The sequence below is a fragment of the Ideonella azotifigens genome (assembly GCF_006519715.1).
Taxonomy (GTDB): domain Bacteria; phylum Pseudomonadota; class Gammaproteobacteria; order Burkholderiales; family Burkholderiaceae_C; genus Ideonella; species Ideonella azotifigens.
In genome coordinates this window covers 1-20,782 of the sequence record NZ_VIDT01000028.1, presented here as the reverse complement: position 1 = coordinate 20,782, position 20,782 = coordinate 1, and the positions used below count along the sequence as shown (strand labels likewise).

Annotated in this window: 18 protein-coding genes; 5 read left to right on the top strand and 13 right to left on the bottom strand. The window is 64.3% G+C overall.

From position 1 onward, the window contains the following. From FKP22_RS03775 to FKP22_RS03765, 3 genes are all read right to left on the bottom strand, one after another. Positions 1 to 384 (bottom strand): DUF58 domain-containing protein (locus tag FKP22_RS03775; protein ID WP_375140556.1); only part of this gene is annotated, 384 nt, incomplete at its 3' end. 17 nt (positions 385 to 401) lie between these two features. Beyond that, positions 402 to 1,424 (bottom strand): AAA family ATPase, encoded by a 1,023-nt coding sequence (locus tag FKP22_RS03770; RefSeq protein WP_141285320.1) that lies wholly within the window; start codon positions 1,422 to 1,424, stop codon positions 402 to 404. Between the two features lie 477 nt (positions 1,425 to 1,901). Continuing rightward, positions 1,902 to 2,288 (bottom strand): hypothetical protein, encoded by a 387-nt coding sequence (locus tag FKP22_RS03765; RefSeq protein WP_141285318.1) that lies wholly within the window; start codon positions 2,286 to 2,288, stop codon positions 1,902 to 1,904. A 1,053-nt stretch (positions 2,289 to 3,341) separates the two neighbouring features. Here FKP22_RS03765 and FKP22_RS03760 point away from each other — a divergent pair. From FKP22_RS03760 to FKP22_RS03745, 4 genes are read left to right on the top strand one after another with little or no spacing between them, the layout of a single operon-like run. Next, positions 3,342 to 4,928: a phospholipase D-like domain-containing protein gene (locus FKP22_RS03760; RefSeq protein ID WP_141285316.1), complete on the top strand. Its 1,587-nt coding sequence runs from the start codon at positions 3,342 to 3,344 to the stop codon at positions 4,926 to 4,928. Between the two features lie 10 nt (positions 4,929 to 4,938). Beyond that, positions 4,939 to 5,748, top strand: a complete 810-nt coding sequence (locus tag FKP22_RS03755) for a M12 family metallopeptidase (protein WP_170200737.1) — start codon at positions 4,939 to 4,941, stop codon at positions 5,746 to 5,748. 9 nt (positions 5,749 to 5,757) lie between these two features. Then, positions 5,758 to 6,939, top strand: coding sequence for a caspase family protein (locus tag FKP22_RS03750; protein WP_141285312.1), 1,182 nt, complete (start codon positions 5,758 to 5,760; stop codon positions 6,937 to 6,939). A 12-nt stretch (positions 6,940 to 6,951) separates the two neighbouring features. Continuing rightward, positions 6,952 to 8,202, top strand: a complete 1,251-nt coding sequence (locus FKP22_RS03745) for a hypothetical protein (RefSeq protein WP_141285310.1) — start codon at positions 6,952 to 6,954, stop codon at positions 8,200 to 8,202. Here the strand turns inward: FKP22_RS03745 and FKP22_RS03740 are convergent. From FKP22_RS03740 to FKP22_RS03705, 8 genes are all read right to left on the bottom strand, one after another. Next, complete coding sequence (locus FKP22_RS03740) at positions 8,183 to 8,524, bottom strand: YbaY family lipoprotein (RefSeq protein WP_170200736.1); 342 nt, start codon at positions 8,522 to 8,524, stop codon at positions 8,183 to 8,185. The genes FKP22_RS03745 and FKP22_RS03740 overlap by 20 nt on opposite strands. A 704-nt stretch (positions 8,525 to 9,228) precedes the next feature. Next, on the bottom strand, positions 9,229 to 9,456 hold the full coding sequence (locus FKP22_RS03735; protein ID WP_141285306.1) for a hypothetical protein: 228 nt from the start codon (positions 9,454 to 9,456) through the stop codon (positions 9,229 to 9,231). 7 nt (positions 9,457 to 9,463) lie between these two features. Next, a complete protein-coding gene (locus tag FKP22_RS03730) occupies positions 9,464 to 10,381 on the bottom strand; it encodes a hypothetical protein (protein ID WP_141285304.1) in 918 nt (305 codons plus the stop codon). A gap of 67 nt (positions 10,382 to 10,448) precedes the next feature. Next, a complete protein-coding gene (locus FKP22_RS03725) occupies positions 10,449 to 12,740 on the bottom strand; it encodes a hypothetical protein (protein ID WP_141285302.1) in 2,292 nt (763 codons plus the stop codon). Between the two features lie 12 nt (positions 12,741 to 12,752). Continuing rightward, the gene (locus FKP22_RS03720) at positions 12,753 to 13,208 is read right to left on the bottom strand and encodes a hypothetical protein (RefSeq protein WP_141285300.1); all 456 of its coding nucleotides are present in this window, start codon (positions 13,206 to 13,208) and stop codon (positions 12,753 to 12,755) included. 84 nt (positions 13,209 to 13,292) lie between these two features. After that, positions 13,293 to 13,853 carry a hypothetical protein gene (locus FKP22_RS03715; RefSeq protein ID WP_141285298.1) on the bottom strand — a complete coding sequence of 187 codons (561 nt, stop codon included), beginning with the start codon at positions 13,851 to 13,853 and terminating at the stop codon, positions 13,293 to 13,295. Further along, positions 13,850 to 15,571: a hypothetical protein gene (locus tag FKP22_RS03710; protein WP_141285296.1), complete on the bottom strand. Its 1,722-nt coding sequence runs from the start codon at positions 15,569 to 15,571 to the stop codon at positions 13,850 to 13,852. Before FKP22_RS03710 ends, FKP22_RS03715 begins: the two co-directional genes overlap by 4 nt. A gap of 479 nt (positions 15,572 to 16,050) precedes the next feature. Continuing rightward, the gene (locus FKP22_RS03705; RefSeq protein ID WP_141285294.1) at positions 16,051 to 16,719 is read right to left on the bottom strand and encodes a hypothetical protein; all 669 of its coding nucleotides are present in this window, start codon (positions 16,717 to 16,719) and stop codon (positions 16,051 to 16,053) included. Between the two features lie 447 nt (positions 16,720 to 17,166). Between FKP22_RS03705 and FKP22_RS03700 the strand changes: the two genes are divergently transcribed. Beyond that, on the top strand, positions 17,167 to 17,598 hold the full coding sequence (locus FKP22_RS03700) for a hypothetical protein (RefSeq protein ID WP_141285292.1): 432 nt from the start codon (positions 17,167 to 17,169) through the stop codon (positions 17,596 to 17,598). Positions 17,599 to 18,159: 561 nt separating this feature from the next. On the opposite strand, the gene FKP22_RS03695 is transcribed toward FKP22_RS03700, so the two are convergent. Together FKP22_RS03695 and FKP22_RS03690 are read right to left on the bottom strand one after the other, a co-directional pair. Then, on the bottom strand, positions 18,160 to 20,451 hold the full coding sequence (locus FKP22_RS03695) for a TonB-dependent receptor (RefSeq protein ID WP_141285290.1): 2,292 nt from the start codon (positions 20,449 to 20,451) through the stop codon (positions 18,160 to 18,162). Positions 20,452 to 20,554: 103 nt separating this feature from the next. Continuing rightward, positions 20,555 to 20,782: response regulator transcription factor (locus FKP22_RS03690; protein WP_141285288.1), on the bottom strand; the 228-nt coding region annotated here is incomplete at its 5' end.

Genomic DNA, 20,782 nt, shown 5'->3' with positions numbered 1-20,782 from the left:
GCAGCCGACAAAACCGAAACTGTCGCCGGTGCGCCAGGCCGACCACGCGAGGCTCTCGACCAAGTCGGCCAGCACGGTCAGCTTGGGCACCTGTCCACTGAAGCCCATCGAAGCCGACAGGTCGGCGACCACCGTGACCGGCATGGATTTGCGCTGGCTGTAGATGCGCACGCGCCAGTCGCCGAATGGATCGCGCAGGCTGGCGTGCAGATCGAGGCGGCGTGGATCTGGCGCGTCGAGCAGCGACACATGGCCGCGGAACTCGAAGCCACTGTCGCCCCGCCTGCTGCGATGGTGGCCGGGAAAGTGGCCCGCCACCGGCGCATCGACGCGGTAGTGGACCTCGCGTATCGGCGCTGCGGCGTGCATCTGCAGGTCGGCCATGATCAGCCTTCAGTCTCTCAAGGCGCGGCGACACTGCCGAGGATGCCGGCGATCAAGGGCGCGGCGATCTCGGGCCGGCGCATCTCGTAGACCGGCTGGAAGCACAGGCGGTGCGCGATGGTCACGTCGAACACGGCTTGCAGGTCCTCGGGCGTCGCGTAGTCGCGGCCTTCGAGCCACGCCGTGACGCGGGCCGCGCGCAGCAGCATGCTCATGCCGCGCGGGCTCGCACCGGCCAGCATCAGCTGCGCGGTGTCGAGGCCCGAGAGCTTCACGCCGTAGTCGGCCGGTGCCGCAGTCGCGCGCCACAGTTCGAGGGCATATTGCTGCAGCCGCTCGGAGGTCTGCACGCTGCGCTGGATCTGCGCGGCGATGTCGTTGAGCTCGCGGTAAGCGAGCATGCCACCGGCCAGCGAGGCGACCAGCGCATCGGTGTCGTGGTAACGCGGGTCGAACATCAGCGCGCGGCGCTGGTCCTCGTCCGCCGGCGTCTCGATCGTCACCTCCATCATGAAGCGATCGCGCGCCGCAGAGGCGATCTCGAAGGTCTCTTCGCGCTCGACGCGATTGCGGTCGGCGAAGACCTGCAGGTGCGGGAAGCGCCACTCGCGGTTGAAGGCCGAGACGCTGCGCTCGGCCATCACGCGCAGCAGCAGCGAATGCACCTGCGGGCGGGCGCGGTTGATCTCGTTGAAGAAGAAGATCGCCAGGTCTTCGCCATGCTCGATCAGCGGCCCGGGGTCGACCGCCGGCCGGCCCTCGGCGCTGATGTAGGTGTAGTAGATCAGGTCGTTGGGCATCAGGTCGATGGTGCCCTCGGTGCGCGCATAGGCACCGCCGAGCACGCGCGCAAAGGCGCGCAGCAATGTCGTCTTGCCAACGCCCACATCGCCCTGCAGCAGCACGTGGCCGCGTGCGAAAACAGCGGTGTTGACAAGGCGGATCACGCGCGCCTGGCCCATCACGGCCGTGCTCACTTCGCGTTCGATTGCCAGCGCGCGTTCGCGCCAGTCCTGCAACAGCGCATCGCTGCGATCCATGCAAACCCTCTCTGCACTGCCTCTGCACTGCCGAGGGCGAGACACTCTGTCACGCCCTCGGGACGGGCGCAATGCTCGCGCCGACGAAGTGCCTAGACAAGCAAGAGCCGAGCCGGTCGCCGATGTCGGTTCTCACTCAAGGTGAAACTTCTTCCACTGAAGATGGAACTGCTCGGGCTCGGGTACCCGCCAAGCTGCCCGCCGGCCGATCATTAGGCAGCGGGGTGGCTGACAGCTTTGCAGCGGCTGCGGCCACTGGCCGAACACCGGCGTACTCACGCTGACCGTCACCAAGCGGTCGCAGGGTCGTGCAATCGGTCCTGGCCCGAATGACTGCTATAGGAGGTGCTGCGGTCGTCGGGTCTCGACGAACTGGAAGGCGCAGCGCCACCGACTGCTTCCATGCGACCCGAATTTGCGGTCCCGACCCAAAGCAGTCGAAGATCTGGGCGTGGTGAACAGCTCAAAAGCGGGCAGTCAGACGTCGCCGCGCAGGGTCGCTGTAACGATCCATTCCAACAACTCATTCGTCGATGATCCATGCGCGGTCGGACACAAACTCTGGGCGCCTGCGCGGACGGCTTCATAGCTCAATCCGCGCAGCGCTTCGCTCGCCGTGAGCACGGTATCGCGTGCGGAAGACTTGCACAGTCGAAACAGTATTCGCGCTGTCGCGGTGCAGTCGATATCGCCCAGCACGTAAGCGATGCGCTCCTGCGTCTCAGACGGCAGCACGACGCACATGCGTTCAAGGTCCGCCCACTCGTCGGGCGAGAAGCGCTCCATTTGGTGTCGCACCTCCAAGAACTCATGGTCATACCAGTAGTCGTCTGTAGCGCGGCTGATAAGGTCGAAATCGAGCATGATTGCTTTGATAGGCTTGGCTCGGCCCTACTTGAAATCGGTCATCGGCGAATGCCCGTTGGCCGGGAGTGCCACTTCGCCAAGCGGTTGGGAAGCCGCCGCTCGCAGCAAGAGCCAATGGTAGCCAAGGTCAGGTTCAGGCAACAATGCGGAACTGACGTTGCCGGCCATAAGCGGCCCGTCGCGCAAAGCTCGAAATTCTGGCCGCGGCGTGCCCCTGAAGCACAGGTTTTCGGCGACGAGTCTGGACTGCTGTTCGGCCCGAGCCGGCCAAAAGCCGGACCTACCGCTGGCGCGCACCGACCGCGCCGCATTGCGGTCACGAGGACCCGGCAACACCGGCTGCTAACTTGGCGTCTTGCTCGTCCTTTGCCGCCTCTGCGGTGTGCATGCGGTCCCGATGTTTTATGCGCACGGCGCTGCATAGCTGCCAGGAAATCGTCCATCGTCATGGGCCCGAGCCTTGGTCGGCCGAGCGCGAAGAACGCGTTGGCGCCGCCCGTGGCGTTCGAAGCGCTGTAGCGCCCAGAGGCGCGGCGAGGCGCCTGAGCGCGCCTGATGTAACGGGAGGCAGCGTCATCAAGAGTAATGATGCCCGGCACGGCGGTGCTCCCTAGCATGCTTGGGCACGCAGTTAGCGATGCGCAAAGGAGCTCAAATGCTCGATCGGCGGGCAGCCCTCAAGGCGATTCCGCACGGGCCCACCCCTCGAGAGCCCATCGTGCAAGCCATCGGCCGGCGGCCCCAGCGGGCGCCGGCCGGAGCCCCGCTTCACTACGAACGTCACCGGACCACGCTGTACCGCCTGGTGCAGCAGCACGCGACCAGATTTGTCGCGCACACGGAAGCGCACCAAGGCGGAGCTGCCGAGCTTCATCAAGGACGAATTCGACGCCTTCCTCGAATGCGGCATCCTGGCCCACGGATTCCTGAGGTTGCGCTGCGGCAAGTGCAGCCACGACAATCTTGCAGCGACAGCTGGATCAGCCGCGGATAGCGTCATCGCTGCGCTGAAGCGGACGTGATTTTGAGTCAGACAGCGAGGGAATCCTCATGCGAATTCTTGATACAGCCACCAGGGGGGCCATTCAAACCGTCATCGACGCCCACATGGTGGAGTTCTCCAACATCCCCGGTTTCGTCGAAGCAGAGCCGGGCTTCCCGCTCATCGACGGCGCCATTCGTAAGGAGCCTTCGATCATCGTGTTCGTCGCGCAGAAGAAGCCGACGACGCACCTGCTGCCCGAGGAACGCGCCCCTCGCCAGATCGGGCCATATCGTGTGTGCGTGATGCAGGCCGACCCGTTGCGGCAGATCCGGGCAGGGCTGGGCGGCCAGCCAATTTCCGATGCGGTCGAGGACTCCGCGACGGGACTCACCTACCAGCCGCTCCCCGGCAATCCGATTGACCGCACGTTTGTCGTATCGAAGCGGATGCTCTGCCATGTCGGTCCCGACGCGGGTTGGCCGGTACTCAAGCCGTTCCTGGAGGCGACGAAGCACACGTTGTCCGTTGCAATGTACGACTTCAACGTAGACTACATCGCAAAGTCTTTCGTCGAGACCGTTCGCGACAACGATCTCAAGGTGACGCTGACGTGGGACGACGGAATGACCGCGCCCGAAACGGCGATCCGAAAGAAGCTTCGCGCGCGGCTGGGGGATAACCTGGACGGATGGATCGTCCATTGCGGCGGCGGATTCCGCTTCGCCAGCGCCTATCACGAGAAGGTCGCGGTCCGCGATTCGAAATCTTTCTGGCTGTCGAGCGGCAACTGGAGTCTCCGCAGCCAGCCGGAGATCGATCCGATCGGGGTTCCGGCTCAGGCTAAGGGAATGTACAGCAAGGGAAACCGCGAATGGCACGTCATCATCGACGACGCGCCGCTTGCACAGGTATACGAGCAGTACATCAAGCACGATCGGGACGGCTCGAAGGCCGAAGCTGACGCGGGCGGCGACGCCGAGCTCGATGCCTCGACGATGCCGCGCTTTCCCGACCTCTTCGTCCCGATCGACGAGCTCTCCGACGTGGAGGCCGACGTCGCGACACCCGTGGCGCCGCAGACATTGCCGAGCACCGCGCGTGACGTGACCATCCAGCCGCTGCTCACGCCCGACAACTACATCGGCCACATCCGCCAGTTGCTCAGAGGCGCGCGACGCTCGATTTCAATGCAGTACGCGTACATCACGTACAGCGACAAGCCGAAGGACGCCGATTTCACGCAGATGCTCACCGACCTGGCCGAGATGAGCAACCGATCCGACATCAAGATGAGGATCATCGTCGGCAGCAACGGCGCCGCCGACAAGATCCGGAAGCTGGTCGAAGCCGGCTTCAACGAAACGGTGTTCCGCACGCAGGCCAACATCCACAACAAGGGAATTGTCGTCGACGGGGAAATCGTGCTGGTGAGCAGCGCGAACTGGTCGGGCGACGGCGTTCTTCGCAACCGCGACGCGGGCCTGATCATCCGCGACAAGGAGATCGCTCGGTACTACGAGGCGGTCTTCGATTTCGACTGGGACAACCGCTCAAGCGCAACCCTCGAGGACGATCCTGCGGTCAGGGTCGCGGATGCGGCCGAAACGCCGCCGGGAATGGTACGCATGTCATGGCGTGAATATTTCGAATAAGGAGACTCTCATGGACCAGAATGGATTTCTCACTGGCAAGGCGACCGATACGACCTGGATCAAGCCGTTCGGGCAGAAGTGGCTCGAGGTCACGTACAGCGTCGTCGACGGGATGGCCGTGCTCGAAGGTTGTCTGATCCTCGGAACGGTGGCGCAGATGCAGGCGGTCAAGCATTTCATCGCGAACAATCCGCTGGCGATCAAGGCGGGCATCCAGCCCTTTGCCGCCGGAATCCTCGGCGCCCAGTTCCGGTGGAAGAACAATACGATCCCCTTCGAGATCGATCCCAACCTGCCTAATCCGCAGCGCGTGAATGACGCCATCGACCATTGGAAAGACAAGACCGAGATGAAATTCGTCGCTCGCGATCAGAACAACAACAATCACATCGACTACGTCGTGTTCCGTCCGGGCGGCGGCTGCGCCTCGTCGGTGGGCCGGCGCGGAGGCCGGCAGGACATCATCCTCGGGCCGCAATGCACAGCCGGGAACTGCATCCACGAGATCGGCCATACGGTCGGCCTGTGGCACGAGCAGAGCCGCTCGGATCGCGAGAGCTTCGTAACGATCAACTTCGCTAAGGTCGATCCCGACTTCAAGCACAACTTCGACATGCACATCCAGGACTGCGTGAACCTGGGGCCCTATGACTTCGGCTCAATCATGCACTACCCGATGAATGCCTTCAGCACCGATGGCACCGACACCATCGCGCCGAAGGCAGGCGTCAACACCAACGGGGCGGTCATGGGTCAACGCATGGCATTGAGCGACCTCGACATCGAGGGCGTGAAGAAGCTGATCGCCGCTTCGGAATGAGAGGGTGCCGTGGCACTGATCATCGATAACCGCAACTCCATCCCGGGGCCCGGCGTTCATGCGCTCATCGTGGGCGTGAGCGACTACAAGAATCTGCGCGACTTCAACGACACGCCGGTCGAGCCGCAATGGTTCCTGACGACGCTGACGTCGGGGGCTTCGAGCGCGTTTGCGATCTCGCAGTTACTGCTGCGCGACAAGTGCAGGCTGCCGCTGAAGACGCTGCGCCTGCTTCTTTCGCCGCATGCCGAGGAGCTTACGAAGACGCCGGCGATCGGGGCTTCGGGAGCGTCACCTGCGACCCGCGCGGCGCTTGAGGCCATGGCCCTCGATTGGCGCACCGATGCGGAGAAGGAAAAGGACAGCATTACCGTCTTCTACTTCGCGGGTCATGGATTGCAACGCGGACCCGAAGACGGCGTCGGACTGCTCGAAGACTTCAGGCCCGACAACGGTCCTCCGCTCGCGAAGAGCTTCGAGGTCGGCGACATCAAGAACGGCATGGCGCCGTCCGACACGCGCCCCAACATCGCGATGACGCAGTTCTACTTCATGGACGCCTGTCTCACGCGTCCGGAAACGCAGAAGAAATTCGTCGGCGTGCAGGTTCCCGAAGTCTTCGGAGCCGAGTTGAGCAGCATCGAATATCGTTCCGCGCCGCTGATGTTCAGCACCGTCGGCGGCGCGATCGCGCTCGGACGCGAAGGGCAGCCGAGCCACTTTGCCGAAGCACTGACGCTCGCATTCGATCGCGCGGCCGAGGACCCCATCGACGATGGGGCAGGCAATACGGTGTGGCCCGTGACGTCGCTTACCGTGAAGAACTACCTCGACTACTACTACGCGAAGCTCAACCTCGGGACGCAGGTCACGCTCAACGGTATCGTCGGAACGCCGGTGCTGCGGAACCTGACCGACCCGCCCAGCGTCGACATGTCGATCGAAGTGCAGCCCGACGCGTTGGGCAACGGGTACAACCTTTGGCTACTGGATGGCAACGACGCGCCGACGCCGCCGTGCACACCTGCCGCCCTGAAGAAGGTCGAAGTCACGATACCGGCGGGGATCTATCGAGTGAAGGTCGATGCTGGGCTGTTGAGGGTGAGTCCGTATCGCTCGCCGCCGAAGTGGGTCACGCAGAAAGTGGCGGGGCCCTGGCGGCACAATCTTCAACCGCTGCTGAACGGATGAAGAGGAGGAGCCATGGTCGATCCCAACGATAACCTGCTGGCTTCGCTGACCGTTCGCCTTCCGTTTTCCGGCTCCTCTGACAATCGCTGGGCCGACGCGTTGCCGGTGGAAATCCGCGATGCGTCGAAGTTTGTCCTGCGCGCCAAGGGCGTATGCAACGACCCGCTAACGGTGCCGGCCGGAAACTACCTGGTGAGCGCCACGCTGCCCGACGGACAGGTCGCGTCGTTCGACGACATCGTGAGACTGGAGCCCGGTGGCCATCGCGAGCTGACGATATCGGCCGAAGGACTGAGCTTGCCGCCGTCGCTCAAGTACAGCCGGACGTTCGGCGAAGAGGTCAGCGACTTCGTGCGCCCGGTCACAGACCTGTTTGCCTCTCGCACGACCACCGTCATGGTGGGCAACTGGATACCGCTCGCGATGGATCCGCCGGCTGCCGCGCAGGTCGATTGGAAGCCCACGGCGAGCACGCATCTCGAAGTCCACTATAGCGACGGCGTGCCGGTTTGGGTCGAGGTCCAGCGCCATGACAACGCGATGTACTTTGCGATTCCGGTCGACGAGCAAGGAAAGACGATCGCGCAATGGTCGATCATCGTGCCGAAGCCCGATCCGAACGACCCGAATCCCGACTCTGCAAACCTGAAGCCCGATTCGATCGACCTCAAGCTCGACTTCGGCGATGGCGACCTCAACTCGTTCTTCGACTACATCCAGAGCGGCCAATCGTTGACGGCGCGATCGATCGGGCGGTCGATTATCGAGAAGTCCGAGCAGTACATGATGGCCAAGCGCCGTTGCCCGCTGCTCGCAGCGCTGGGCGCGTATGTCCTGCTGCGCGCCAGCGAGCTCGACGGCATGGATGAGTGGACCCGCAATCTCTCGCAGTGGTTCGGGTGGTTGCCGGATGCCGGCGCGATACGCGTCGAGTACCTGGCAAGGCAGAACCGGCACAGCGAGGCGGTCCAGCAACTGCTGCAGATGCCCTCGCGGGGTGTGCCGTGGTTCCGCTCTGGGATCGGCTATCTCGGGAATCGCGCCAAGGTGTATTCGAGCGTGGCCAATCGCGAGACTTCACGCCTCGCCGTCAGCATCGACGACGCACGGAAGCTTAACGATCTGTCGCGGTTCTTCAGCCAGCTCGCCGCGGCGCTCGACGTGACGCGCGCGACGACCGTGCTTCGCGGCATGCCCAAGCTGGCGCATGACGTAGCGGCTGCGGCTGGTCCCGATCTCGCTTTCACAGCGGCGCCACCGTGATCTCGACGTCGTGCGATCGATCGCGATTCCATGGATATGACGCGGTCGTTAGGAAATCGCCGGGAGCCAGGCAGTCATGCGCGAATTGATGGATCTCCGCCGAGAGGACGTAAGTCGAGTGCTTCAACTTCGTCTCGTCGAACCTCAGCGTGAAGGACACCGTCTCGCGCATGCCGTCGAGCGAGCGGATTCTCGTTTCGGCGACGCGAATGGCCCGTGCATCGAGCATGAGGACGTCATCGAGGCCAACGATCAACTCGGCATCGTGAAGACGTCGAGGGCCAGGCAAGCGGACACTGCCGGGAATCGTGATCGTAGCCATCCTGAAATTGCGCTCAGGGTGCATGCATGAGCGATGTCGAAATCGTAGCGCAAAGGTCAGGCCTGGAATGCAACACCAATGAGCGCATGAGCAGCCGGCAACTACGATGAGCGACACAGGGCGATTTCACACGCGCCAATACGCGTGGCACCCGCGCGGCGTCGAATTCGACGCCGCGGCCGAGACGCCGCTGGTGCTGCCGCCAGGTGTGGCTCCATCGTTTCATCCTCGGGCGCAATGTGAAGCCCGTGGCGCTGAACCTATGCCAACGGGGCCTTCATGGCGCTGGTCCAGAACAGGGATGCGCTGCCCGCGCGCAAGATCTGGGAGAACGTGTTCCATGACGCGCCGGTGGGAACCACGGACATCACGCCGCCGCAAGATGCGCTGGCGCATGCCCGGCGGAACTCGGCTCCTTCCCTAAGGGCTACGAGCTCCAGCGGACCGCGATGGTCGACCTGGCCACCCAGCAGCCTCGCGCTTTCCTGAACGTGGTGCGCGGCAATCGTGAACACCCGGCTGGCGTCGACCTGCCCTCACTCGAGCCGCTGCTGAGCTGCTGATGAAGCTCAGCCTGTTCAATTCCCATTCGGAAACGCCATCGGCCTACACGAGCGAGATAGAGGGGCTCTCGGCGCAGATCGAAAAATTCTCGCAGGGTCTGCTTTAGCGGCAGTGGCCCGGCACGCCACCCTACAGTGGCATCACGGCCCCGGTTTGCGGTTGTATATCTTGTCGTGGAGCCGCTTCAACTCCTGCTCCAGCGTGGGGGGCACGGCCCCGGCCGACGGGTCCTGCGCCGGTAGAGGCTGGTCGGGATCCATGGTGAAGCGCCTGGCGAGCAGCTCCTCGTAGTCCTGCAGATCCACGGCATCCGCCGCCGGATTGGCGGTCAGGATGTCCTTCTTGTCGTCGGGCTTGAGTGGTTGCATGGCGACCTCATCGAGCAATTTTGGCGAGCAGCCGGTCGCGCACAAAGGTGCGCGTCACTCTGTCGTTCTGGCAGACCTCCGGCACCCCGGCTGGCGCCAGCCAGTAATTGTCCATGATCGCCGGATTGCTGGGGTCATGCAACTCGCAGTGGAAGGAACGCCAGGTCGGCGGATAGCCCAGCGGCCCACGGGTCAAATCAGACAGGAACCCGGTAGCGTTCACTGTGCAGAACTTGGGCTGAACGGGCGGTCCGTTCTTGTTGTTCAAGTCCGGCGGAGAGTCGACATAAAGGTCCACCAGCTTGCCGTTCGTATAGCTGGACACGGCGTGCTGAAATTCATGCGGCGCGGTGAGGGAGGTAGCCGTGTGGTGCATCGCGACCGTGCCGGGAGTCAAGTAGAAATGCCGGTGGCTCAGGGTGGCACCATCCAACGTGAACGCGACGCCCGGCCCGCCGTCGTCGTCGGTGGTGAACCATGCGCTGGCGCGCTGATGGCTCGCAGACGCCGAAATTGCATAGACCACATCCGCGATGATGTTCTGGCTGATCAGGAAATCGCGTATCGGGTTGCGCCGCGCCACCAGCAGATTGCTGACACCGTCCTGCGCCGCGAAGGCGTGGGCATCGTCAACCGGCAACCCTGTGGCGAACAGCGACAGCAGGCGGATGTGAGGCGATATCGCAGGGTCTCCAAGAATCAATTCGGACTGACTGGGAAGACCCGTGAAGAGCGATCGCTCGATGTAGCGGACGCAGTTGTCAAAATTGACCTGTTGCGCCGCCGTGGCAATCGGGTCCGCCACGAAGGTGTTCGAGTTCCAGGGCGCCTCCAGCGCCGGATTAGCGACCACCAGAATGGTGAACGGATTCGATTTGCCGGGGGTGCCCGCGCGGATGACGGTCGGGGCTGGAATCGTGGCCATGCGCAAGTCCTTTGCGGAGGGTGATGGATTGTCGCGGGAGGGACTCAACGGGCAAGACCAATCGGCCTCAAGGCAGGGTGCGGGCTGTCGTGGTCTTGACCGTGTCGCGGATGCGGTCCAGGCTGAACTGCCCGAAGAATCCCCACACGAACGCAGCAAAGAAGTCAGCTCCACTGCCCATCCACGCGTTGACAAAAATGAGATACCCGGTGAGCGACGTGAGCGCGGCGGTGAAGAACCAAATGCTCCAGTTGACCTTGGCCGACTCCTTGGCCAACTTCACCAGGTCGGGGGTTTGCATCAAGTTGCCGGCGTAGGTCTGTGCAGTGACGACATCGCCGCCACCCAGATCGGCCATGATGGTCAGGAAGCCCGCCTGACTGGGTGTGATCTCGGCACCGTTGCTGTTTTCGTTCGCAATTGACGCCTTTGCCGCGCCGTCACACTTCCAGACGACTGGCCTAGGGGGCGCGCCGCCGGGCCAGTCGAGTTTCACGGTAGTCATGCGATCCAGGGGCAGCAGCGCCGGCACCAAAATTCTGCATATGAGCTTGGGAGGTGCCGCCGCGGGCAGAGCAGGGGGCGTGGTGCGGGCGATCGGCGTAGGCAGCGGACCCGGGGCGGCCGGAGGCATGGCGGCTGGAGGAGCAATCACCGCAGCGGCCCCCGGAAAGTTTCCGGTTTCAAGGCAATGCCGGAGCCCAGCATCACCCGGCATTTCAAGCTGCATCCGAGCCTCGACGTCGCGCCGGACGGCGGTCAGCCTTTGCAGCGTGTTCAACGGCTCCGCATCGGATGCGGTTTGTCGAAGCACCTCAGCGGCCAACGCGGACAGCGCCAACGCCACCGCTGGCTTGGCGGCCTGGAGCGCCACTGCGGCCGCGCGGAATGCCTCGGCAATCGCCCGCGGAGCGGTGAACGCCGTGAGCGTTCGCACCGCGATGGCCACCTTGTCGCATTCAGAGACGAACTGCCCCGCGGTTGCCTGATAGGCCGCCGTGACCAGGGTCAGGATGCGCCCGCGCTCCTGCTCGAGTGCCTGAGCCGGGGCGCTCCATTCGCCCAGCTCGTGAAGCGACTCATACAAATCCAGAAGCCAGGGCTGCAGCGCGGCGGCCAGGGACGGCGCCAGGGTTGACCGGAAGGCATCGAGCCGCCGTTGCGCGTCGATGACGTCACCCGCCGCCGCGGCCGCGTCGATGTCAACGAGCTGCCCTGCCAGCGCCTCCAGTTTCTCGCGCACCATCGCGTCCGGCGCCACATGGCCTGGCGCCAGCTGCTCGTGCACCTGCAAAAGCGCGAGACGCAGTGCCTCCGCCGCTTTGCCCGCCTCCAGTTCGATCGCATCGGCGCCACCAGCGCTCTTGGTCAGCGCAGCCTGCACCTCCGCCGGAGTTCGGGCGTCGCGAATGTCGGATTCCAACGCAGCCACCAGTGCGATGAACCGCTGCTGCACAGTCGGATCCTTTTGCTGCGCGGCACGTCTTCCGAGCGCCCCTGCCGCGCGATAGGCCTCGAGCCGAGCCGTGTCCAGGGCGGCCCGCCCGGCGAGTCGAACGTTGACTACCCAGCCGATAACGACGCCAACAAGGATCGTGATGAACAGATAGACCGGAAGGAAAGCCACCTTGAATGTCACGTCGATCGCCTGGCTCTGTTTTAGCGCGGGCGAATGCACCGTCAGACGCGTCGTGTAGGTTCCGACGGAAGGCTCGCTCGAGACCCGCAACTTCAGGTCCGTCCCTTGACCGGCCACGACGATGGACGAACTGAGAGCGGGATTCAGCACGGTGTCGACCAGTTCGCCGGCGGCGTTCTTCAGCTGACCACCACTTACGGAGAGGCCTTCAATGGCCGCCGCACCGGATGTCTCGCGCAGCCGTATCGACGGAACGTAGGGCAGACCGCCCGCGACTGGAAGGTCCGTCCGCAGCACGACGGATGCGGGCAGGTCCAGGACCGGCTCCGCGGCGCGGACGACACGGATATCCAAGTTGTCCTGCGTGCCGTCGGCGAACACCACGGTCAGCGGCACCACAAAACGGCCTGCGGCCGGACAAGTGCCGGAGACCGCCCCCATCACCTGGTACTCGGTGATCGCAGGCATTGAAGGCTGGGGCACCTGCCAGGTGATGGACCAGGCGACCGCGGTGGCGGAGCCCGCCTCTTTGCGGATGTTGTTGGTCCTGACGGCCTGCGGCACCTTTCCCGCCACCCTGAACCGCAGTGTCAACGCCTGGTTGGTGCAGTCGACAACAAAGAGTTCGGTTCCCGAAACCGTGGCCACCTGCCCGGCCGGCGACAGCTTCGCGCACAGCAGCAGCGACAGAAACAGAAGCGCCTTGCTTTTACGCTGCATGATTGCAGGGCCTCAACGGCTGCGCATCCGCCTCAGCCAGTGCGTGGTGGTGCTGGCCATCGTACGCTCCATGGTTTGTGCCCGGGACGGCATCGGCGCCGCAGCAGCGTCGGCGGCGGCTCCCGCAGCAGCGGGCGGCGTTGCAAGCTCGTTCAGTGCGCTTACTAAGCCGATGACCGCTTCGAGCTTGCCTTCGGCGAGGATGTGGTCCGCCAACACCTGCGCCAATGCACGGGCGTTCTGCATGGCCGCATCGACAGTCGCCTGGTCGGGCGGGGTCGGCAGAAAGAACCGGGCCATGAACCGGTTGTGTGCGTCCACCAGCGCGAGCAGCTGCGGCCCCAGGTCACCGGCCAATGCAACCGCGTCGGCCTGCTGTTGAAGGCTCAAGGACGGGTTGCCGGACAGCTCCCTGGCCTGGTCGATGGCCCGACTCAAGGCTTCCTTCGCCTGGCCGAAGCTGACCACGTATTCGTCGACTCTGACGTCATCACTCATCGTGCACCTCGCTCGTTGCCGTTCTACGGATGGTTCGGTTTGGCCCCTGTGGCGCTATGGAGCAGCTGCCGCCTTCTTCAACTTGTCCCGGTTTTCCTTGGTGGCCGCAGCCACCGCCTTCCAGGCTTCGAGCGCCTCCTCGAATTGAGCCTTCGCCGGCCGGTCCTGCCCCAGCAACACCACGGCGTTGACGGCGTTCGACAGCTTGGCGCCGACAGCGGGCAAAGGCTTCAACAAGGCGGCCGTGTCCGCGTCGATCTGGGCCTGCTCTGCCCGCAAAACCTCGTCGTCCGCCAGCAGACTGTCCGAGACTGCCTTCATCTGCATGTACAGGTCCAGCCTCTTCGTATTCCCGGCGGCTCCATCGAAGCGCACATGCTGATTGAGCCATGTGCGCGACACCTCATCATTCATCCTGAGGCTGGCCACCGTGGCCGCTGTGTTGGCGTCACCGATTTGGACCGCGGTTCGGAACTTCTCCACCTCGGGGGCCACCTGCCTCATCAGCGCGGCGGTTCCCGCCGCGGAGTCCTTGACCGCTGGCGGCGTGCTGGTGCAGCCCGAGCCCAGGCAGCTCGCGAGCAACATCGATGTCAGTGCATGAGTGAATTTCATTGGTGGTTCGTCCCGTATCCAATCCACAGAAGCAGCAGCGCGTTGACGCCGCGTGAGATGGTCTCTTCCTTGACACCTGAGGCAGCCCAATCCGCCAGCAGGCCCACGTTGGTCCGTATCAGGATGTCCCACTGAGCCAGACTGTTCTCTGCGAGGTCCAGCTGCCGCGCAGTCACCAAGGCGCGCTGGCGCTGCTTCGTGCCCTCGTACTGCCCTTGGAGGTATCCCACCGCGTAGCCATAGTGCGCGACACCTTCCATCACGCGCGCCTTGTTGTTCGCAGATGCAGGAGGCGAGCCCAGGAACATGTCCTCGAGCGCGCCATCCCCCATCGACACGCCACTGAGCGCCCCGATCGCCTTCTTGTAGTGCTCCGCCTGCTTCTCGGTCAACGTCGCTCGCGTGCGCAGCAGTTCGACTTCAGCCCCATCCATGTCGATCAAGCGACCGAGCGCTTGCTGCTGGAGTCGCTCCACTTCCTGCTGAGCCAGCAGCGGGCGCCCCAGTACTTCATCGGTATTGGCCTTGGCCGTGGCCCACGCGTCTGCCGTATCGGCCAGCCGCTGCAGGGCGCGCCCAGCACGGTCCTTGCCGGTTTCGCCGGCGGCACCGGCAGCCTTGGGCGACAGCAGCGCATCCAGGCTCTCGTCGATGGCGCTCAGCCGTTCTTCCGACAAGAGCTTGAGCGTGTACTTGTCATCCAGTCCTTTTAGCTTGGCCACGGCGCACTTCAGACGCTCGATGGCGCCGGCCAACTTCGTGCGCGTGGGTCCCGCCGGAACCGCGGAAGCCGCCGAGGCCGGTGACGTGGCCGCGGATGCTGCGGCGGCTGGAGCCGCAGCCTTGTCGGCGGCGCATCCGGCATCTTGCTTGGGGGCCGGCTCCGCCTCCTTGCCTTCGGGCGAACTCGCCATCTTCTTGTAGGTCGCCGAAGCCACCCGAACGTCATTTCGTTCGTTCACGTGAGCCGAGCGGGCTGCTTCCCTTGCCGCGACAAACGCATAAAGGGTCTCCAGTTCGGCCTGCAGCCTCGGCATCGACTTCAGGCAGGTCGACAGCGCGGCACCTGCCAGGTTCGTGCACTTGAACAGCTTGCGCACGGCCTCGGGGTCACTCTTGTCCTTCTCTGGAACGCTGTCCGCCGAAGCTTCGCAAGCCGTCTTGAGCAACGCCAGACCGCCCTTCACGATTGCGTTGTAGGGAGAGGGCATGTCCTTGCCCATCTCGGCCGAATTGCCGCTCAAAACGTCAGTACATGACGGCGCTTCCAAGCCGATCCGCTTGAACTCGTCCTCTCCGGTCTGGTACTGACGCTTGGCGCGCATCTCTCTCGCGCGTGCAAGCACGAGACCGTCATAGAACGTCCCGTCGCCAGCGGTTTCCTTGAAGCCGGCGGCCACCCTTGCCTTCAATCCGGGCGCCTGTTTGGCCGGCTCAGGTTCGACCTCACCCACGACCAGGCCGTACAACTTCACGTCGCGGCTCAGCAGCGGCTGGCTCTCGAGGTACGCGACCTCGGCCTTCAGCAGTGCGGCAGAGCGCTCCCTCTCTGCCTGGACCAACTCGGCCAGGTTGACGTCGGTCCAGGCCTTCTGGGCCTTCTTGCCTTGCTCGTCCAGGGAGGAACTGTACAGGCGCAGGTCTGCGCAGCCTCCCAGCGCCATGGCGGCAAGTACCACCAGCAACCCCGCCCAGCAAACCCTACTGCGTTTGACCATTGAACCACCCTTGTTCTTCGTTGGCGGGCGCGGCCGTCGCGAAGGGGGCCAGAACCTGCAGGGTTGAAAGTCTGGCAATTGAGCGATAGGCTGGCATCCGCAATAGAGATGACAGCGGGCGCTCCGTTGAATTGCCCCGGGTTCCGTGGAGACCGACGGTCGGATGGAGCAACCCATCGCTCGCTTTGAATGCCCGCTTTCCGACGCCGAGATTGAAGGATCGAAGGACCGCAACGGGTCGAGACCGCCAGTTCGCGGACCTTCGAAGCTGCCGCTGACCCGAAGGTCGTCGCGCGCCTTGACGGCCCCCAGTCGCCATTTCCGCTGAAGGGCTAGTCTTGGAAGTGCAGCGGCCATTCCACGGTCAATCGGTCGAATGACAGCGGCTCCAGGCAGCGGTCGTTGGCCCGCAGAAATCGAACGACTGCAGCCGAGCCTTATGGCAGCTGCCTACGAAAACAGAGGCGCCATAATTTTGACTACTGGGTTACCGAAAGCCCATCCCAGGCCTGCGGGTCACCCTCGTAGAAGAGGACTTCAGGGAAGTCTCGCACGACCCATTCCCTCACTTCCACGCTAATGGTCGCTAGCCAGCTGAGTGCCGCACGACGGGATGGGATAAGCACAGGCGCGCCGTAAAGGCTAGCGGCGAAGAGTCCCTGCAAGCGGAGCAAGGGAACGCCAAGCTCCAATTGCCGGGCGACCCAATGTGCCGCGAGGTACTCTCGGATGGAGCGGTGATGAAATTTGACCCGGCCAAAGCTTGCTTCGTCAAAGACCGCGGTCGCCAGGAGGCGGCGAACCTCGGTTGGGCCCCAGTCTGTCAAGATGGTGTGCGGAGCGAGCTCACCAGCGGCCGGAACAACGCCCGGTTCTAGGACGAAGAACGCGGAACTTCCGAACTCTGCGGCCGCGGCGAGAGCAACAGCTCCCGTCCGGAGTAGGTCAACTGACAAGACCTCGCCTGCAGCTTCGTAGCTGTCATTGAATTCCCGAAGGCGGTTTGTGACGTTGACCTCGATGAGGTCGCGGTAGGAGCCAAGCGTCTTTCGCTGATTCCAAAGGCCAACCATCCACTGAAGGTCCAGTGGACGGGTCGCCATGAACTCATAGTCACCATCTTCGACCGCGGACCAGAACAGTTCCACGTCCTGGAGCGCGAACGCCTCGGCACAACGCCGTGCCTCGGTGTTCGACAGGGGGTCTAGCGCGACCACAAGGGCTTCGACTCTTGCGGCGTCGCCATCCGTCGGAAGCGAAACGGGCGAAGTCTCGTCTAACGAGAGTGGCCTTTCGGAGGCCGCCTTGGCGCCGAGTGCCCGTTGAATGGGCATTGCCAGCCGGCCATCGACCGCAGCTCGGACGCTGGCAGTTGACCAATCCGTAATCCGAGAGGATATGGCGACGCGAACCCGCCAAAGGTGAGGGCCAAGAGCTCGTGGAACCACCGTCAGCGCGCGTTCGAAGTCCGCATGCGACGTCAGTCTGGCCTCGTCAACGGCGTCAAGGAAGAAATAGCCTAGAGCTGTGGACGCCGCCCAAGCTGCGTAGGCGTCGTCACACCCGGTCAGGGCAAGCGTCCAAGAGTCGGAATCTTGCAGCTGATTCAGAGGGAGAAAGAACGCCGCCTTTCCCTCCGCTGTCAGACGCGCGACTTCGTGCTTGAACTCGATGGTCTTGCCGATTCCGGCCTCGCCGACAACGACAACGTGCGGCTTCTCGTGCAGGTCGCTCCACGCGTGGCCGACCAGCGCGCAGCAGCGCTAGCGAACTGGTTCTTCTTGCGACATGTTCTTCCTGGCAGCCCATCCACTGCGACGGCGGAAACTGTTCTTGCCAATCTCGGCCTCATGGAAACCGCCGAGGCTGGCGTGGCGCAGATGGCGCTTGTGCTGTCCGACAAGGTCGCGTTGACGAATGCTTGGTTTGGCGTCGCAGGTATTGATCGAGGGCCGGCCGACTTCGAATACATCGACTCTCGCGCAGGAACCACCCGACGGATTCCGATGGTCCCTCCTGCCGGTTGAGGTACGGGGGTTTGGAACTCGAATGAGGATTCCGTCGGCCTGGCACATCCGCGGTCGGCGCAAGGGGCCCGCCGCGAAAGCCTTGTAGTGGGCAATCTATCGGGGGATGCTGTCTGGGCGGAGTGCGCTACTCCGGCGAAGTCGACTGCTTTTCGGCGATCAATCTGGGGAGCAAAGGTCGCCTCCGAGTCGATACCGCCAGTTCACGGTCCTTCGAAGCTGCCGCTGACCCGAACGTCGTCGCGGGCCTTGACGGCCCCGGTCGCCAGTTCCGCTGAAGGGCAGGTCTTGGAAGTGCAGCGGCCATTCCACAATCAATCGGTCGAATGACAGCTACTCCAGGCAGCGGTCGCCGGACCGCGGAAACCGAGCGACTGCAGCCAGCCTCAAGCGGTCAGCGGCGGTGAGCGGAAGATTTCATCTTCAGTGAAACGAACTTCGGAAAGTTCAATGTTCAGTGAGACGGCAGTTCAAGGTGCCGTGATGTGCTCGCTGCCATGGCCTTGATCCGCTGGGTCGGTCATTTTTGGCTTGAGTGAGAAGCGACTGCCGGCAGGCGCATCACTCGGACGCGCCGAAGCGCCAGCGGCCCCCGATCCACAGCGCGCGCGGCGCACCGGGTGCGGAGAACTGCTCGTTGCGCCACTCGGCGGGCGCCAGCAGGTTGCCGCGCGAATCGAAGGCGCTCTCCGCCAACAAGCCGCCGCTCGAATGGCGCCGGTCGAACACGTTCGAGACCTTCGCGAACAGCTCCCAGCCAGCGCCGAACTGCCAGCTCGTCGTCAGGTTCACGAGTGCGAAGCCGCCGACCTTGCCGGCGCCGAAGAAGTCGACGCCGTCTGGCTGGTGGGCATTGTTCTCGTTGCCGCGCACGAACTGGCTGGAATACGCGGCGAGCTGCGCGCCGACACGCCAGTCCGGCAGCAGGGGCGCGTCGATGGTGAGCTTCAGGCTGTGCGCCGGCAGGCCCGGCAACCGGTTGCCGGGGCGCACCTCGATCTCGTCGGCGCCAGCACAGGCCGTGCTCGTGCCCGCGCTGCTGTTGGCAGCCGCAAGAATGCAGGCAGACGACTCGAAGGTCGCCCGCAAATGGCTGTAAGACAGGCGCCAGTCGACCGCCGACGTGTGCTGCGACACGCCGAGCTCCACGCCCTGCCGCTGCGTGCGGCCAAAGTTCGTGAAGTAGCCCGCGGAGCGGCCGTTGCTGATGAACAGCAGGTCGTCGCGGTTCTCGGTGCGGAACACCGACGCATTCCAGCGCATGTCGGTGCCGATGCTGCCACGCAGCCCGGCCTCCAGCGTGCGCGCCACGACCTGCTTCAGCGGCGGGTCGCCCTGCAGCGCATTCGGCAGCACACAGGCGTTGTCCGGGTCCGAGCAGCCGAGCTCGATCGGGCTGGGCGCACGGTTGCCCTGGCTGAAGCCGCCGAAGGCGGTCAGTGCCGGCGTGAGACGCCAGGTCAGCCCGGCCGCCGGATTGAACTTCTTGAACCGGCCTTCGCCGTCCAGTGTGGTGTCCAGGCCCAGGGTGCTGCGGCCGAGGTCGTCGGTGCGCACCCGCGTGTCGTTGTAGCGACCCGAGAGCGTGAGGTTCAGCCCCGGCGCGAGGGTCACGATGTCGGACATGAAGACGCTCGCGGTGCGGCTGGTGCCGGCGATCAGTGCGTTGGTCTCGGCGTCCTCCGTCACGACCACGGCGCGGGTCGCGTCCAGCACGCCTTCGGCCTCGCTCTGTTCGAAGTCGTTGCGCGCGCGGTCATACGACAGGCCGACGCTGAGCCGGTGCGCGCCGGCAGTCTTGCTCAGCTGCAGCGCGAGACCCTCGCTGCGTTCCTTGGTGCGGGTGCGGTTCTCGACGCCCGATTCGGGCGTGTCTGGCGGGTCGTAGTCGTCGTTCAGGTCGCCGTTGACGGTGGAGGCGCGCACGCGGCGGGCGTAGACGGTGCTGGCCAGCTCGAACCCGTTGCCGAACTGGCGTGTCGCGTTCAGCGACAGCATCGTCACCCGGTTGCGGGTCTGGTCAGGGCGGGTGTAGATCTGTGCGCGGTCCTGCGCCAGCATGGACTCCGGCAGCAGGCCATTGCCAATGAGCCGGCTCTGGCCGTGCAGCAGGCTCAGGTCCCATGAGTAGTCCGGTGCATGTTCGCCACCCTTCACGAACAACTGGCGCACGCGGGACGGGGAGTGCGCGCGCCAGCCGTCTTCGTCGAAGCTGCCCAGCGCGGCGAACAGGTGGCCGTGCTCGCCCAGCTTTTTGCCATAACTGAACTCGGTGCTGACCCGCCCGAACGAGCCGCCGCGCACTTCCAGCTCGCCGCCGGGATGGGTGTCGCCGCTCTTGGTCTGCAGCACCAATGCGCCGCCCAGCGTATTCAGACCGAACAGCGGATTCGAGCCGGGCAGCAAGGCCACGTTGGCCAACGCGCCGCTCGGGATCATGTCCCAGTTGACGACATCGCCGAAGGGCTCGTTGACGCGCACGCCGTCGAGGTAGACCGAGAGGCCCTGCGGCGTGCCGAGCAAGGGGCTGGCGGTGAAGCCGCGGTAGTTCACGTCCATCTGGAACGGGTTGCCCTGGGTCTCGTTGATGTTGACGCTGGCCAGTTGGCTGGCCATGAACTCGGGCAGGTTCAGGCTCTGCAGCTGACGCAGCCGTTGGCCGTCGGCCGTCTGCACGTTCGACGGAATCTGGTCCTTGGGCACGCCGGTGCCGGGCAGTGGCGTCGTGCCGACGACCTCGACCGTCTGCAGCGTCGTGGCAGGCGAGGTCTGCGCATGCAAGGCCGGGCCGCAGGCGATCAGCGCGGCCAGGGCCAGAGGACGGTGGTGCGCGCGGCACGGCAGGTACTGCATCGGGGTCTCCGGAGCTTGTTGTTTGCACCGACCGTATCAAGAGGCTGGCGGCCGCGACAGGGAAAACTTCCCGGGCTGCGCCGCCGTGGCGCGCGAACCTCACTTAGACCAGCGCGCTGCCGATCACGCGATGGCGGATCGCCAGATGGGCCAGCGCGGCCGAGGTCGTGACCCCGAGCTTTTCCTTGATGACGGTCTGGTGGTTGGAAACCGTCTTCGGGCTCAGCTTCAGCGCCTGCGCACATTCGGCCGGCGAATGGCCCAGCGCGAGCATGCGAAAGATCTCGAACTCGCGCAGGCTCAGCTCGGCGAGCCGCTCGGCCTCGTGCGC

Bases quoted from the DNA above. Each gene is read 5' to 3' on its own strand.
- FKP22_RS03695 (WP_141285290.1), bottom strand. From the start codon at position 20,451: ATGCAGTACCTGCCGTGCCGCGCGCACCACCGTCCTCTGGCCCTGGCC.
- FKP22_RS03715 (WP_141285298.1), bottom strand. From the start codon at position 13,853: ATGAAATTCACTCATGCACTGACATCGATGTTGCTCGCGAGCTGCCTG.
- FKP22_RS03730 (WP_141285304.1), bottom strand. From the start codon at position 10,381: ATGGCCACGATTCCAGCCCCGACCGTCATCCGCGCGGGCACCCCCGGC.
- FKP22_RS03710 (WP_141285296.1), bottom strand. From the start codon at position 15,571: ATGGTCAAACGCAGTAGGGTTTGCTGGGCGGGGTTGCTGGTGGTACTT.
- FKP22_RS03725 (WP_141285302.1), bottom strand. From the start codon at position 12,740: ATGCAGCGTAAAAGCAAGGCGCTTCTGTTTCTGTCGCTGCTGCTGTGC.
- FKP22_RS03735 (WP_141285306.1), bottom strand. From the start codon at position 9,456: ATGCAACCACTCAAGCCCGACGACAAGAAGGACATCCTGACCGCCAAT.
- FKP22_RS03765 (WP_141285318.1), bottom strand. From the start codon at position 2,288: ATGCTCGATTTCGACCTTATCAGCCGCGCTACAGACGACTACTGGTAT.
- FKP22_RS03755 (WP_170200737.1), top strand. From the start codon at position 4,939: ATGGACCAGAATGGATTTCTCACTGGCAAGGCGACCGATACGACCTGG.
- FKP22_RS03740 (WP_170200736.1), bottom strand. From the start codon at position 8,524: ATGGCTACGATCACGATTCCCGGCAGTGTCCGCTTGCCTGGCCCTCGA.
- FKP22_RS03760 (WP_141285316.1), top strand. From the start codon at position 3,342: ATGCGAATTCTTGATACAGCCACCAGGGGGGCCATTCAAACCGTCATC.
- FKP22_RS03770 (WP_141285320.1), bottom strand. From the start codon at position 1,424: ATGGATCGCAGCGATGCGCTGTTGCAGGACTGGCGCGAACGCGCGCTG.
- FKP22_RS03745 (WP_141285310.1), top strand. From the start codon at position 6,952: ATGGTCGATCCCAACGATAACCTGCTGGCTTCGCTGACCGTTCGCCTT.